The organism is Streptomyces sp. NPDC043853 (genome assembly GCF_056436025.1).
Map to the genome: position 1 here is coordinate 193462 of NZ_JBWKDJ010000008.1, position 15009 is coordinate 208470.

Sequence of the window (15009 nt, forward strand, 5' to 3'; positions counted from 1 at the left end):
GCGCGGAACGGGGCCCGGGGCCCGGGCAGGGGAACGGGCAGGGGAACGGGCAGGGGAACGGGCAGGGGAACGGGCCCCGGGAACGCCGCAGGGCGGCCACCCCTCCCGGGGTGACCGCCCTGTTGCCCTACTGCTTGAGACCTCAGCCGTTGTACGGGCCGTAGTCGTAGTCCTCCAGCGGGACCGCCTGGCCGGAGCCGGTGCCGAAGGGCGAGTAGTCGATGTCGTCGTAACCGACGGCCGAGTACATCGCGGCCTTGGCCTCCTCGGTGGGCTCCACCCGGATGTTGCGGTAGCGGGACAGACCCGTACCGGCCGGGATGAGCTTACCGATGATGACGTTCTCCTTGAGGCCGATGAGGCTGTCGGACTTGGCGTTGATCGCCGCGTCCGTCAGGACTCGGGTCGTCTCCTGGAAGGAGGCGGCCGACAGCCAGGACTCCGTCGCCAGCGAGGCCTTGGTGATACCCATCAGCTGCGGACGGCCGGAGGCGGGGTGGCCGCCCTCGGTGACCACACGACGGTTCTCCTGCTCGAAGCGCGAGCGCTCCACGAGCTCACCCGGCAGCAGCTCCGCGTCGCCGGACTCGATGATCGTCACGCGGCGCAGCATCTGCCGGATGATGATCTCGATGTGCTTGTCGTGGATCGACACGCCCTGCGAGTTGTAGACCTTCTGGACCTCGCCGACCAGGTGGACCTGGACGGCCCGCTGGCCGAGGATGCGCAGCACGTCGTGCGGGTTGGTGGCACCCGCGGTGAGCTTCTGGCCCACCTCGACGTGGTCGCCCTCGGTGACCTCGAGGCGCGCACGCTTCGAGATCGGGAACGCGGTCTCGTCGGAGCCGTCGTCCGGCGTGATGACGATCTTCTTGGTCTTCTCGGTCTCCTCGATCCGCACGCGGCCGGCGGCCTCGGAGATCGGGGCGACACCCTTCGGGGTACGGGCCTCGAAGAGCTCGACGACACGCGGCAGACCCTGGGTGATGTCGTCACCGGCCACACCACCGGTGTGGAAGGTACGCATCGTCAGCTGGGTACCGGGCTCACCGATGGACTGGGCGGCGATGATGCCGACCGCCTCACCGATGTCGACCAGCTTGCCGGTGGCCAGCGAGCGGCCGTAGCAGAAGGCACAGGTGCCGACCGCGGACTCACAGGTCAGGACCGAGCGGGTCTTGACCTCCTCGACGCCGTGGGCGACCAGGGCGTCGATCAGGACGTCGCCGAGGTCCACGTTGGCCGGCGCGATGACCTTGCCGTCGATGACGACGTCCTCGGCCAGCATGCGGGCGTAGACGGAGGTCTCGACGTCGTCGGCCTTCCGCAGGACGCCGTCCTCGCCCCGGGAGGCGATCTTCAGCTTCAGGCCGCGGTCGGTGCCGCAGTCCTCCTCGCGGATGATGACGTCCTGCGAGACGTCCACCAGACGACGGGTGAGGTAACCCGAGTCGGCGGTACGCAGGGCGGTGTCGGCCAGACCCTTACGGGCACCGTGGGTGGAGATGAAGTACTCCAGCACGGACAGGCCCTCACGGAAGGACGCCTTGATCGGACGCGGGATGGTCTCGTTCTTCGCGTTCGACACCAGACCACGCATACCGGCGATCTGCCGCATCTGCATCATGTTTCCTCGGGCACCCGAGTCAACCATCATGAAGATGGGGTTGGTCTTGGGGAAGTTCGCGTTCATCGCCTCGGCGACCTCGTTGGTCGCCTTGGTCCAGATCGCGATGAGCTCCTGCGTGCGCTCGTCCTTGGTGATCAGACCGCGCTCGTACTGCTTCTGGACCTTCTCGTCCTGGGCCTCGTAGCCCGCGACGATCTCCTTCTTCGCCTCAGGCACGACGACGTCGGAGATGGCCACGGTGACGCCGGAACGGGTCGCCCAGTGGAAGCCGGCCGCCTTCAGGTTGTCGAGCGTCGCCGCCACGATGACCTTGGGGTAGCGCTCGGCCAGGTCGTTGACGATCTCGGAGAGCTGCTTCTTGCCCACCGAGTAGTCGACGAACGGGTAGTCCTCCGGCAGCAGCTCGTTGAAGAGCGCACGGCCCAGCGTGGTCTTCAGACGGAAGCTGTCGCCCGGCTGGAACTCCTGCTCACCCTCCTCGGCGACCGGGGGGACCCAGCCGCGCGGCGGGATGGTGCCCACCGGGAAGCGGATGTCGACTGCCGACTGCAGCGACAGCTCGCCGGCGTCGAACGCCATGATCGCCTCGGCGGTGGAGCCGAAGGAGCGGCCCTCGCCCTTGACGTTCCGCAGCTCGCCGTCGGTGGTGAGGAAGAACAGACCGAGGACCATGTCCTGGGTCGGCATCGTCACCGGGCGGCCGTCGGCCGGCTTGAGGATGTTGTTCGAGGACAGCATCAGAATGCGGGCCTCGGCCTGCGCCTCCGCGGACAGCGGCAGGTGCACGGCCATCTGGTCACCGTCGAAGTCCGCGTTGAAGGCGGTGCAGACGAGCGGGTGGATCTGGATGGCCTTGCCCTCGACCAGCTGCGGCTCGAAGGCCTGGATGCCGAGGCGGTGCAGCGTGGGCGCACGGTTCAGCAGCACCGGGTGCTCGGCGATGACCTCTTCGAGGACGTCGTACACGACGGTGCGGCCGCGCTCGACCATGCGCTTGGCCGACTTGATGTTCTGCGCGTGGTTCAGGTCGACCAGGCGCTTCATCACGAACGGCTTGAAGAGCTCCAGCGCCATGGCCTTGGGCAGACCGCACTGGTGCAGCTTCAGCTGCGGACCGACGACGATCACGGAACGCGCGGAGTAGTCCACACGCTTACCGAGAAGGTTCTGACGGAACCGACCCTGCTTGCCCTTCAGCATGTCGCTGAGGGACTTCAGCGGACGGTTGCCGGGGCCCGTGACCGGGCGACCACGACGGCCGTTGTCGAAGAGGGCGTCGACCGCCTCCTGGAGCATCCGCTTCTCGTTGTTCACGATGATCTCGGGGGCACCGAGGTCGAGCAGACGCTTCAGACGGTTGTTGCGGTTGATGACGCGGCGGTACAGGTCGTTCAGGTCGGAGGTCGCGAAGCGGCCACCGTCCAGCTGCACCATCGGACGCAGGTCCGGCGGGATGACCGGGACGCAGTCCAGGACCATGCCCTTGGGGCTGTTGCTGGTCTGCAGGAACGCGGAGACGACCTTCAGGCGCTTCAGCGCACGGGTCTTCTTCTGTCCCTTGCCGGTACGGATGATCTCGCGGAGGCGCTCGGCCTCCTCCTCCAGGTCGAAGGACTCCAGGCGCTTCTGCAGCGCCGCGGCACCCATCGAGCCGTCGAAGTACGTGCCGAAGCGGTCACGCAGCTCGCGGTAGAGGAGCTCGTCGCCCTCCAGGTCCTGCACCTTGAGGTTCTTGAAGCGGTTCCAGACCTCGTCCAGGCGGTCGATCTCGCGCTGGGAGCGGTCGCGGAGCTGCTTCATCTCGCGCTCGGCGCCCTCGCGCACCTTGCGGCGCACGTCGGCCTTGGCACCCTCGGCCTCGAGCTCGGCCAGGTCGGTCTCGAGCTTCTTGGCGCGGGCCTCGAGGTCGGCGTCGCGGCGGTTCTCGATCTGCTGGCGCTCGACGGAGACGTGGGCCTCCAGCGACGGCAGGTCGCGCTGACGGCGCTCGTCGTCCACGAACGTGATCATGTACGCGGCGAAGTAGATGACCTTCTCGAGGTCCTTCGGCGCGAGGTCCAGCAGGTAGCCCAGGCGCGACGGGACGCCCTTGAAGTACCAGATGTGGGTGACGGGAGCGGCCAGCTCGATGTGGCCCATCCGCTCACGGCGCACCTTGGCGCGGGTCACCTCGACGCCACAGCGCTCACAGATGATGCCCTTGAAGCGGACACGCTTGTACTTGCCGCAGTAGCACTCCCAGTCCCGGGTCGGACCGAAGATCTTCTCGCAGAAGAGTCCGTCCTTCTCGGGCTTCAGGGTGCGGTAGTTGATGGTCTCCGGCTTCTTGACCTCGCCGTGGGACCAGGTACGGATGTCGTCCGCGGTGGCAAGGCCGATCCGCAGCTCGTCGAAGAAGTTGACGTCGAGCACTGTGCGTCAATCCCTCTTTCGGGGTCGTGTCTCTTGATCAGTGGTCTGAAAGGGTCCGGGGACGACCGGGGGATCTTCGTGAGATCCCCCGGTCAGACCCCTCAGACCTCTTCGACGCTGCTCGGCTCGCGCCGGGACAGGTCGATACCGAGCTCCTCCGCCGCGCGGAAGACGTCCTCGTCGGTGTCGCGCATCTCGATGGACATGCCGTCCGAGGACAGCACCTCCACGTTGAGGCAGAGCGACTGCATTTCCTTGATGAGCACCTTGAAGGACTCGGGAATGCCCGGCTCGGGGATGTTCTCGCCCTTGACGATGGCCTCGTAGACCTTCACTCGGCCGGTGACGTCGTCGGACTTGATGGTCAGCAGCTCCTGGAGGGCGTACGCGGCGCCGTAAGCCTCCAGCGCCCACACCTCCATCTCACCGAAGCGCTGGCCACCGAACTGCGCCTTACCACCCAGCGGCTGCTGCGTGATCATCGAGTACGGACCGGTCGAACGCGCGTGCAGCTTGTCGTCGACCAGGTGGTGGAGCTTGAGGATGTACATGTACCCGACCGAGATCGGGTCCGGGAACGGCTCGCCGGAGCGGCCGTCGAACAGGCGCGCCTTGCCGGTCGGGAGCACCATGCGCTCGCCGTCGCGGTTCGGGATCGTGTGCTGCAGGAGGCCGGCCAGCTCGTCCTCGCGGGCGCCGTCGAACACCGGGGTGGCGACGTTGGTGCCGGGGGCGACCTGGTCCGCGCCGATGGCCTGCAGGCGCTGGGCCCACTCGTCCGCGAGGCCGGAGACGTCCCAGCCGCGGCTGGCGAGCCAGCCGAGGTGGATCTCCAGGACCTGTCCCGGGTTCATTCGGGACGGGACACCGAGCGGGTTGAGGATGATGTCGACCGGGGTGCCGTCCTCGAGGAAGGGCATGTCCTCGATCGGGAGGATCTTGGAGATGACACCCTTGTTGCCGTGGCGGCCGGCGAGCTTGTCACCGTCGGTGATCTTGCGCTTCTGGGCGACGTAGACGCGGACCAGCTGGTTCACGCCCGGGGGAAGCTCGTCCCCCTCCTCGCGGTCGAAGACGCGGACACCGATGACCTTGCCGATCTCACCGTGCGGCACCTTCAGGGAGGTGTCACGGACCTCACGGGCCTTCTCACCGAAGATCGCGCGGAGCAGACGCTCCTCCGGGGTCAGCTCGGTCTCACCCTTCGGGGTGACCTTGCCGACCAGGATGTCGCCGGCGACGACGTCCGCACCGATGCGGATGATGCCGCGCTCGTCGAGGTCGGCGAGGACCTCCTCGGAGACGTTCGGGATGTCCCGGGTGATCTCCTCGGGGCCCAGCTTGGTGTCACGGGCGTCGACCTCGTGCTCCTCGATGTGGATCGAGGAGAGGACGTCGTCCTGCACGAGGCGCTGCGACAGGATGATCGCGTCCTCGTAGTTGTGACCCTCCCACGGCATGAACGCCACGAGCAGGTTCTTGCCGAGGGCCATCTCGCCCTCTTCGGTCGCGGGACCGTCGGCGAGGACCTGGGACTCGACGATCCGGTCACCCTCGTTGACGATGACCTTCTGGTTGACCGAGGTGCCCTGGTTGGAGCGGTTGAACTTGGCGACGCGGTACGTGGTGTACGTGCCGTCGTCGTTGGCGACGGTGATGTAGTCGGCCGAGACCTCCTGGACGACACCGTCCTTCTCCGCCTTGATGGAGTCGCCGGCGTCGACGGCGCAGCGGTACTCCATGCCGGTGCCGACGAGCGGGGCCTCCGCCTTGATGAGCGGAACGGCCTGGCGCATCATGTTCGCGCCCATGAGGGCGCGGTTGGCGTCGTCGTGCTCGAGGAAGGGGATCATGGCGGTCGCGACCGACACCATCTGGCGCGGGGAGACGTCCATGTAGTCGACGTCGTCGCCGGCGATGTAGTCGATCTCGCCACCACGACGGCGGACCAGCACGCGGTTCTCGGAGAAGCGCATCTCCTCGTCCAGGCGCGCGTTGGCCTGGGCGATGACGAAGCGGTCTTCCTCGTCGGCGGTCAGGTAGTCCACGTCGTCGGTGACGACACCCTCGACGACCTTGCGGTAGGGGGTCTCGACGAAACCGAACGCGTTGACGCGGCCGTACGAGGCGAGCGAGCCGATCAGACCGATGTTCGGGCCTTCGGGGGTCTCGATCGGGCACATGCGGCCGTAGTGCGACGGGTGCACGTCACGGACCTCGAAGCCGGCCCGCTCACGGGAGAGACCGCCGGGACCCAGCGCCGAGAGACGACGCTTGTGCGTCAGACCCGACAGCGGGTTGTTCTGGTCCATGAACTGCGACAGCTGGCTGGTGCCGAAGAACTCCTTGATGGAGGCGACGACCGGCCGGATGTTGATCAGGGTCTGCGGCGTGATCGCCTCGACGTCCTGGGTGGTCATGCGCTCGCGGACGACGCGCTCCATACGAGCCAGACCCGTGCGGACCTGGTTCTGGATGAGCTCGCCGACGTTGCGCAGACGACGGTTGCCGAAGTGGTCGATGTCGTCGACCTCGACCACGATGTTCGTGCCGTTCTCACCGACGGTCTCGACCTCGCCCGCGTGGAGCTTCACGAGGTAGCGGATCGTCGCGATGACGTCGTCGGTGGTGAGGACACCGGCGTCGAGCGGCTCGTCCGCGCCGAGCTTCTTGTTGACCTTGTAGCGGCCGACCTTCGCGAGGTCGTAGCGCTTCGGGTTGAAGTACAGGTTCTCCAGCAGCGTCTGCGCGGCCTCACGGGTCGGCGGCTCGCCCGGACGCAGCTTGCGGTAGATGTCGAGCAGCGCGTCGTCCTGACCCTGGGTGTGGTCCTTCTCCAGGGTGGCGCGCATGGACTCGTACTCGCCGAACTCCTCGAGGATCTGCTCGGTGGTCCAGCCGAGGGCCTTCAGGAGGACGGTGACGGACTGCTTGCGCTTGCGGTCGATACGGACGCCGACCATGTCGCGCTTGTCGACCTCCATCTCCAGCCAGGCACCCCGGGACGGGATGATCTTGGCGGAGAAGATGTCCTTGTCGGACGTCTTGTCGATGGAGGAGTCGAAGTAGACACCGGGGGAGCGCACCAGCTGCGACACGACGACACGCTCGGTGCCGTTGATCACGAAGGTGCCCTTGTTGGTCATGAGCGGGAAGTCGCCCATGAAGACCGTCTGAGACTTGATCTCTCCGGTCTCGTTGTTCGTGAACTCGGCCGTGACGAAGAGCGGGGCCGCGTACGTGAAGTCGCGCTCCTTGCACTCGTCGACGGAGTTCTTCGCCGGCTCGAAGCGGTGGTCGCGGAAGGTCAGCGACATCGACCCGGAGAAGTCCTCGATCGGCGAGATCTCCTCGAAGATCTCTTCCAGACCGGACTTGGTGGGGACGTCCTGTCCACTCTCAAGGGCAGACTCGACCCGAGCCTTCCAGGCGGCATTGCCGAGCAGCCAGTCAAAGCTCTCGGTCTGCAGCGCCAGGAGGTTCGGAACCTCGAGGGGCTCCTTGATCTTTGCAAAGGAGATGCGCAGCGGGGCGGTGCTGGCGCCGTTGTTCGTATTGGTCGAGGCGTTGCGCGAGGCGGCCAAGAGGGGGTCCTTCCGAGGGCTCGGACTCACTACGCGCGTACCGGTCCCAGCCGACACAGGAGACGGAATGCGTCTCCTTCCAGGCAAAAGGCCAGGTCAGAGACATTCAGTCAGGTCTGCTCGAGCGTGGGCATGCCCCTGGCGACGGGCAGGGGGCAGCTAACAGGCAGCGCAAAGGGTCAGTGTAGCCACTGGGCTCACTGATGTCCAGACCAGGTTTCTGAAGCCCGGCAAAAGACCCTTCCCTGTGTTGTTCAACGCTGCGACACTCGCGCGCCCCGAACACAGAGCGCGTATCGATACTGCCCTCTTCGTAGTCGATCCATGCCTCGGAACCGGATCGATCTGGGCGCGGTCCTGAGAATTGCGCGCCGCGTGCCGTTCGTCAAGGCCCCCTGCTCCGTGCGGATCATCACCGGACCCGCGGACAGAGCAACGAAGATCACCATACTCCTCAACGAGAGCAGGGCAAGTCAGGCACTTCGGATACGTCAAAGGGCGACCACCCTTACGGGTGATCGCCCTTCGCAGAGGCCGTCAGACGGCCTCAGAGGTGTTACTTGACCTCGACGGAGGCACCGGCGCCCTTGAGGGCCTCGGCGGCCTTGTCAGCGGCCTCCTTGTTGACCTTCTCGAGGACCGGCTTCGGGGTGCCGTCGACGAGGTCCTTGGCCTCCTTCAGACCCAGGGAGGTCAGCTCACGCACGACCTTGATGACCTGGATCTTCTTGTCGCCCGCACCGGTGAGGATGACGTCGAACTCGTCCTTCTCCTCCTCGGCCTCGGCCGGGGCACCGGGGACACCGGCGGCGGCAACGGCGACCGGGGCGGCGGCGGTGACGTCGAACTTCTCCTCGAAGGCCTTCACGAACTCGGCGAGCTCGATGAGGGTCATCTCCTCGAACTGAGCGAGCAGGTCGTCCTGAGACAGCTTCGCCATGATGGGCGATCCTTCCACTAATTCGGCTGGTGCCGAGATGTATCGAAAGGCGGGCGTAACGGCCCGCTACGACCCGCGCACTAGGCGGCGCGGATCAATGCGCGAGCCGAATTACTCGGCACCGCCCTGCTCGGCCTGCTTGGCGCGAAGCGCGTCCACGGTGCGGACGAGCTTCGACGGCAGCGCCTGGAAGAGCGCGGCAGCCTGAGACTGCTTGCCCTTCAGCGCGCCGGCCAGCTTGGCGAGCAGAACCTCGCGGGACTCGAGGTCCGCAAGCTTCTTGATGTCGTCGGCGGACAGCGCCTTGCCGTCAAGGACACCGCCCTTGATGACGAGCTTGGGGTTCTCCTTGGCGAAGTCACGCAGAGCCTTCGCCGACTCCACCGGGTCACCGGTGACGAAGGCGACCGCGGTCGAACCAGCAAGGTGCTCGTCCAGCGCGGTGATCCCGACCGAGTTGGCCGCAATCTTGGTCAGCGTGTTCTTCACCACGGCGTACTGGGCGTTCTCACCGAGCGAACGACGCAGCGTCTTGAGCTGCGCAACGGTGAGCCCCGTGTACTCGGTCAGCACAGCGGCGTTCGAGCTGCGGAACATGTCCTCCAGCTCGGCTACCGCGGCAGCCTTGTCGGGCCTTGCCATAGAGCGTCGGCCTCCTTCCGGGTGATGAGGACCGCGCAGAAGGGGCTGGACAAAACAAAGCGCCCCGGGCGCAGGCGCACGGGGCAACGCTCGACCGGAAAAAATCCCGGGAGCCTTTCCACATTCACCTGCGCGGGTCGCCCGCTTTCAGCGGATCCTTCGGCCACCGTCCCCTCACGGGCACGGCAACGACCAGCGGTCTTTGGCTTCGTCCGGAACTGTACGGGACGGCGGTCCGCAGAAGCAAATCCGCGGACCGCCGGACGGTTGCCGGACCGGCACCGGGGGCGTCAGGCGCCCTGGGCCTTGGCCAGCTCGGACAGGTCCACCACCTGGTCGGCCGGCGGTGCCTGGACCTCGACCGGCTCGTTCATCCCGAGGATCTTCATCGTCACGTCGAGCGGGCCCTGCGTGCCCTCGCCCCGGGTGCGGACCTGCTTGACCGTGTCGTCCTCGCCGATCCACATGTCCATGGCCAGGCTCTTGATCCCCTGCGACTCGAGCTGGTCGATGTTCTTCTGCTGGCGCTCCTTGGCCTCCGGGGTGGCCGTGGCGAGCGAGGCCTTCATCTCCTCCAGCGTGACGGTGCCGGCCAGGTGCGTGGTCTTCTTCCCGTCGACGGTCTCCTCGCCGACCTTCTTGAGGTCCTTGGCGGTGCGCAGCTGTCCGGCGCGGTCCCCGGGGTTCTCGCCCTGGCTCCCCTGGCTCAGCGTCTCCAGCTGCTTGGCCGCCTTCGGATCCGCGTCCTTGAGGGAGATCTTCAGCCACTTGCCCTCGGCGCCCATGTACATCACGCCGTCGGCGAGACGGATGTCCACCTTCTCGCCGGGCTTCTCCGGGTTGGACATCTTCATGGACATCGCGACGGTGGGCTTGATGCGCATGGCGATCTCACCGTCGGCCTTCTGGCCCTGGGTGGTGCCGGAAACCGTGAAGCGGACCGAGCTGATGTCCGCGGACTTCTTCTGCGCCTTCTCCAGGTACGCGGCCGGCGCGACCTCGGTGACCGCGGTCGTGCTGCCGCCGCCGGCCCTGTCCCCCGCCTTGCCGTCGGCCTTCTTGTCACCGCAGGCCGTGGCCCCGCCGACGAGCAGAACGGCCGTGAGCACGGCCGCCGCGGTCCTCGTGGTCTTCTGACGCATGCGCATGTGTTCCCCACCCCTTGTACGCGTTTCTCGCTCCAGCACCTTACGGGCCGGTAGCAAGCCTTGCCGCGATTTTCACACAGGGGTACGAAAACGGGCCCTCCGTCCCTGGGGGACGGAGGGCCCGAGTTCAGCCACTCAGGGAGCCGCGGGGGCTCGGCCCGATCAAACCGCGGCCGGGTCCTCCTCGACGAGGAGGTTGCGGGTGCGGTTCGGGTCCAGCTGGATGCCGGGGCCCATGGTGGTGGTCAGGGCGGCCTTCTTCAGGTACCGGCCCTTCGCGGCGGACGGCTTCAGACGGAGGATCTCGTCCAGGGCCGCGCCGTAGTTCTCGACCAGCTGCTCATCGGAGAAGGAGACCTTGCCGATGATGAAGTGCAGGTTCGAGTGCTTGTCGACGCGGAACTCGATCTTGCCGCCCTTGATGTCGGTGACGGCCTTGGCCACGTCCATCGTCACGGTGCCGGTCTTCGGGTTCGGCATCAGGCCACGCGGACCGAGCACGCGGCCGAGGCGGCCGACCTTGCCCATGAGGTCCGGGGTGGCGACGACCGCGTCGAACTCGTTCAGGCGGTTGCCCTTGGCGATCTCGTTGATCAGTTCGTCGTTGCCGACAATGTCGGCGCCGGCGGCTTCCGCGGCCGCAGCACGGTCACCGGTCGCGAAGACCAGGACCCGGGCGGTCTTACCGGTGCCGTGCGGGAGGTTCACGGTGCCGCGGACCATCTGGTCGGCCTTGCGAGGGTCGACACCCAGGCGGAAGGCCACCTCGACGGTCGCGTCGAACTTGACGGACGAGAGCTCCTTGGCCAGACGGACGGCCTCGAGCGGGGCGTACTGCTTCTCCCGGTCGATCTTGGCGTCCGCAGCGCGGAGAGTCTTGCTGCGCTTCACTTCTGCTCCTGTTTTTGTTGCTTGAGGTGTGGAGTCGTGGTGCGGACCAGCGCTTGGCCCTACCACTGGGTACTGCTGGGGGCTGAACTCAGCCCTCGACGGTGATGCCCATGGAGCGGGCGGTGCCGGCGATGATCTTCTCGGCGGCGTCGAGGTCGTTGGCGTTCAGGTCGGGCATCTTGGTGGTGGCGATCTCCCGGACCTGGTCGCGCGTCAGCTTGGCGACCTTGGTCTTGTGGGGCTCGCCGGAGCCCTTCTCCACACCCGCGGCCTTGAGGATCAGGCGGGCGGCCGGCGGAGTCTTGGTGACGAAGGTGAAGGTGCGGTCCTCGTAGACCGTGATCTCCACCGGCACGACCATGCCACGCTGCGACTCGGTCGCGGCGTTGTAGGCCTTGCAGAACTCCATGATGTTGACGCCGTGCTGACCCAGCGCGGGGCCGACCGGCGGGGCCGGGTTGGCCGCACCGGCGTTGATCTGGAGCTTGATAAGCCCCGTGACCTTCTTCTTCTTGGGAGGCATTGCTCTCTCCGGGTCCTAGTGAGAGTTTTCCAGCCCCCAGCCGGTCATCCGGATGGAGGCATACCGCACCACGATAACGGGTATCGGTGCGGGGCTTAAAACCGAGCAGGTCAGACCGCCCTTTGCGGGGCGATCCGACCTGTTCGGACGACTGTGGGCCAGAAGCTCGCTGTCAGTTCTTCTGGATCTGGTCGAAGCTGAGCTCGACCGGGGTCTCGCGACCGAAGATCTCGACGAGGCCCTTGACCTTCTTCGAGTCCGGGTTGATCTCGTTGATCGTCGCCTGGAGCGTCGCGAACGGGCCGTCGGTGACGGTGACGGAGTCGCCGACCTCGAAGTCCAGCACCTGGATCTCGCGCTTGACGGCGGGCGCCGGCAGACCGGCCTCCTCCGCGGCGGCCTTGGCGGCCTTCTCCTTGGCCTCCGGGGCGAGCATCTTGACGATCTCGTCCAGGGTCAGCGGGTACGGGTCGTAGGCGTTGCCCACGAAGCCGGTGACGCCCGGGGTGTTCCGGACGACGCCCCAGGACTCGTTCGTCAGGTCCATGCGGACGAGCACGTAGCCGGGCAGCTTGTTCTGCCGGACGTTCTTGCGCTCGCCGTTCTTGATCTGGACGATCTCTTCCTCGGGCACCTCGGCCTGGTAGATGAACTCCTCGACGTTCAGCGAGACGGCGCGCTGCTCCAGGTTGGCCTTCACGCGCTTCTCGTAGCCCGCGTAGGTGTGGATCACATACCACTCGCCGGGGAGGGTGCGGAGCTCCTCGCGCAGGGCCTGCTCCGGGTCGACCGGCTCGGCCGGCTCCTCGGGGGCCTCCTCCGCCTGCGCCTCGACGGCCTCGTCCTCGGCCTCGACGGCCTCGTCCTCGGCTTCGTCGGCCTCGGCGATCTCGTCGGCGTCCGCGCCCTCGGCGTGCAGCGCGGCTTCCTCGGCGGGCTCGCCGGCCTCGATGTCGGCGGCCTCGGCCTCGTCGGGGTCCACAGCGTCCGCCGCCTCGACGATGTCGAGCTCGTCCTCGACGGACTCGACGGAGTCGTTGCTCGCGTTCAGGTTCGGGTCAGACACGGTGGCGGCTTCTTCCTGGATACAAAAATGGGTGGAACATGCGAAAACGGGCGGCACCCATCAAGGCGCCGCCCTCCGCGGGGATCAGCCGAAGACGAACTTGATGGCTTCCTGGAACCCATAGTCAATCACGGTCACCAGACCGATCATGATGAGCACGAAGACAATCACCACGGTGGTGTACGTCGTCAGCTGGTTTCGGGTCGGCCATACGACCTTGCGGAGCTCCGCCACGACCTGGCGGTAGAAAAGCGCGAGGCGGCCCAGAGGGCCCTTCTTTCCGCGCTTGCCGCCCTTGCGGGCCTTCTTCTCGCGGGTCTCGTCCTCGGCGTCAGGCATGTCGATGGAGCCCAGGGCGTCCGTCACGTCTCTCACCTGAATCCGGGTCATGGCCGTGCCGCGCCCGGTTGAGCCGCACGGCGGTGCATCGAAGTACGTACCTGCGCACACATCCGGCGAGGGAGTGTGGAGCAGGGCCGGAGGGACTCGAACCCCCAACCGCTGGTTTTGGAGACCAGTGCTCTACCAATTGAGCTACGACCCTTTGCGTCCCCCAACCTACAGCATCCGAGCGGATGCACGCTGTGCACGCGATCTCGGCGCTTGCTGAGGGCCAACGACAGGTGAGTGTACGTGTTCCTGCGCCCGACGTCGAACAGCATTGATCCGCACCGGGGATGCGACCGTGCGCGGAGCGGTACGGGGGCGTGCCGACGGGTGTGCCGGAGCCCGTTCCCGCAAGGCTCCGCAGCCCGCCCGTCGGCGCTCCGGAGCCTTGTCGAAAGCTTGTCGGAAGGTTGACGGGAACCGATCCGTCCGCTCTCTGAAACGGGGTGCCGCGGCAGTTTTCCGTCTGGGACGATTGGGACCATGACCTCTGCAACGCCTTCCTCCGAGCGCCGGGTTTCAGCCCGCATCGGCGCCATCTCCGAGTCCGCCACCCTCGCCGTCGACGCCAAGGCCAAGGCCCTCAAGGCCGCCGGGCGTCCGGTGATCGGCTTCGGCGCGGGCGAGCCCGACTTCCCGACCCCGGCCTACATCGTCGAGGCCGCGGTCGAGGCCTGCCGCGACCCGAAGTTCCACCGCTACACGCCGGCCGGCGGCCTGCCGGAGCTGAAGAAGGCCATCGCCGAGAAGACGCTGCGCGACTCCGGTTACCGGGTGGACCCGGCCCAGGTGCTGGTCACCAACGGTGGCAAGCAGGCGATCTACAACGCCTTCGCGGCGATCCTGGACCCGGGTGACGAGGTCATCGTCCCGGCCCCGTACTGGACCACCTACCCGGAGTCCATCCGTCTCGCGGGCGGTGTCCCGGTCGAGGTCGTCGCCGACGAGACCACCGGCTACCGGGTCTCCGTCGAGCAGCTGGAGGCCGCGCGCACCGAGCGCACCAAGGTCGTCCTGTTCGTCTCCCCCTCCAACCCGACCGGCGCGGTCTACAGCGAGGAGGACGCGAAGGCGATCGGCGAGTGGGCGGCCGAGCACGGCCTGTGGGTCCTCACCGACGAGATCTACGAGCACCTGGTCTACGGCGAGGCGAAGTTCACCTCGCTGCCGGTGCTGGTGCCCGCCCTGGCCGACAAGTGCATCATCGTCAACGGCGTCGCCAAGACGTACGCGATGACCGGCTGGCGCGTCGGGTGGGTCATCGGCCCGCAGGACGTCATCAAGGCGGCGACCAACCTGCAGTCGCACGCGACCTCCAACGTCTCCAACGTGGCCCAGGTGGCCGCCATCGCCGCGGTCTCGGGTGACCTGGACGCGGTCGCGGAGATGCGGAAGGCCTTCGACCGCCGCCGCCAGACGATGGTGAAGATGCTCAACGAGATCGACGGCGTCTTCTGCCCGACCCCCGAGGGCGCGTTCTACGCGTACCCGTCGGTCAAGGAGCTGCTGGGCAAGGAGATCCGCGGCAAGCGCCCGCAGACCTCCGCCGAGCTCGCCTCCCTGATCCTCGACGAGGCCGAGGTCGCGGTCGTTCCGGGCGAGGCCTTCGGCACCCCCGGCTACCTGCGCCTCTCCTACGCCCTGGGCGACGAGGACCTGGTGGAGGGCGTGTCCCGGATCCAGAAGCTCCTCGCCGAGGCCAAGGCCTGAGTCGGCCGGCAGCGGGTCCGGAGCGGCGTCACCCCGTCCGGGGGGCGCCGCTCCGGCGTTTCCGGCTCCGCGCTCT

The 15009-nt window shown here is 67.0% G+C and carries 10 protein-coding genes and 1 tRNA gene; 1 reads left to right on the plus strand and 10 read right to left on the minus strand.

What is annotated here, in order from left to right; genetic code table 11:
* Window positions 1–142: 142 nt before the first annotated feature.
* From AC067U_RS22245 to AC067U_RS22290, 10 genes are all read right to left on the minus strand, one after another.
* Window positions 143–4042, minus strand: coding sequence for a DNA-directed RNA polymerase subunit beta' (locus tag AC067U_RS22245; protein WP_478831470.1), 3900 nt, complete (start codon window positions 4040–4042; stop codon window positions 143–145).
* Window positions 4043–4143: 101 nt separating this feature from the next.
* Window positions 4144–7626: a DNA-directed RNA polymerase subunit beta gene (gene rpoB, locus AC067U_RS22250; protein ID WP_478831471.1), complete on the minus strand. Its 3483-nt coding sequence runs from the start codon at window positions 7624–7626 to the stop codon at window positions 4144–4146.
* Window positions 7627–8182: 556 nt separating this feature from the next.
* Window positions 8183–8566, minus strand: a complete 384-nt coding sequence (gene rplL, locus AC067U_RS22255; protein ID WP_179173462.1) for a 50S ribosomal protein L7/L12 — start codon at window positions 8564–8566, stop codon at window positions 8183–8185.
* A 111-nt stretch (window positions 8567–8677) separates the two neighbouring features.
* Window positions 8678–9208, minus strand: coding sequence for a 50S ribosomal protein L10 (gene rplJ / locus AC067U_RS22260; RefSeq protein WP_478831472.1), 531 nt, complete (start codon window positions 9206–9208; stop codon window positions 8678–8680).
* 290 nt (window positions 9209–9498) lie between these two features.
* Complete coding sequence (locus AC067U_RS22265) at window positions 9499–10356, minus strand: SCO4651 family lipoprotein (protein WP_478831473.1); 858 nt, start codon at window positions 10354–10356, stop codon at window positions 9499–9501.
* 162 nt (window positions 10357–10518) lie between these two features.
* The gene (rplA, locus tag AC067U_RS22270) at window positions 10519–11247 is read right to left on the minus strand and encodes a 50S ribosomal protein L1 (protein ID WP_478831474.1); all 729 of its coding nucleotides are present in this window, start codon (window positions 11245–11247) and stop codon (window positions 10519–10521) included.
* An 88-nt stretch (window positions 11248–11335) separates the two neighbouring features.
* Window positions 11336–11770, minus strand: a complete 435-nt coding sequence (gene rplK, locus AC067U_RS22275; RefSeq protein ID WP_478831475.1) for a 50S ribosomal protein L11 — start codon at window positions 11768–11770, stop codon at window positions 11336–11338.
* A 172-nt stretch (window positions 11771–11942) separates the two neighbouring features.
* Window positions 11943–12836, minus strand: coding sequence for a transcription termination/antitermination protein NusG (gene nusG / locus AC067U_RS22280; RefSeq protein WP_478831476.1), 894 nt, complete (start codon window positions 12834–12836; stop codon window positions 11943–11945).
* Between the two features lie 84 nt (window positions 12837–12920).
* Complete coding sequence (gene secE / locus AC067U_RS22285) at window positions 12921–13202, minus strand: preprotein translocase subunit SecE (RefSeq protein WP_365106142.1); 282 nt, start codon at window positions 13200–13202, stop codon at window positions 12921–12923.
* A gap of 105 nt (window positions 13203–13307) precedes the next feature.
* Window positions 13308–13380, minus strand: a tRNA-Trp gene (locus tag AC067U_RS22290).
* A 326-nt stretch (window positions 13381–13706) separates the two neighbouring features.
* Between AC067U_RS22290 and AC067U_RS22295 the strand changes: the two genes are divergently transcribed.
* The gene (locus AC067U_RS22295) at window positions 13707–14933 is read left to right on the plus strand and encodes a pyridoxal phosphate-dependent aminotransferase (RefSeq protein WP_478831477.1); all 1227 of its coding nucleotides are present in this window, start codon (window positions 13707–13709) and stop codon (window positions 14931–14933) included.
* The last annotated feature ends 76 nt before the right edge of the window (window positions 14934–15009 follow it).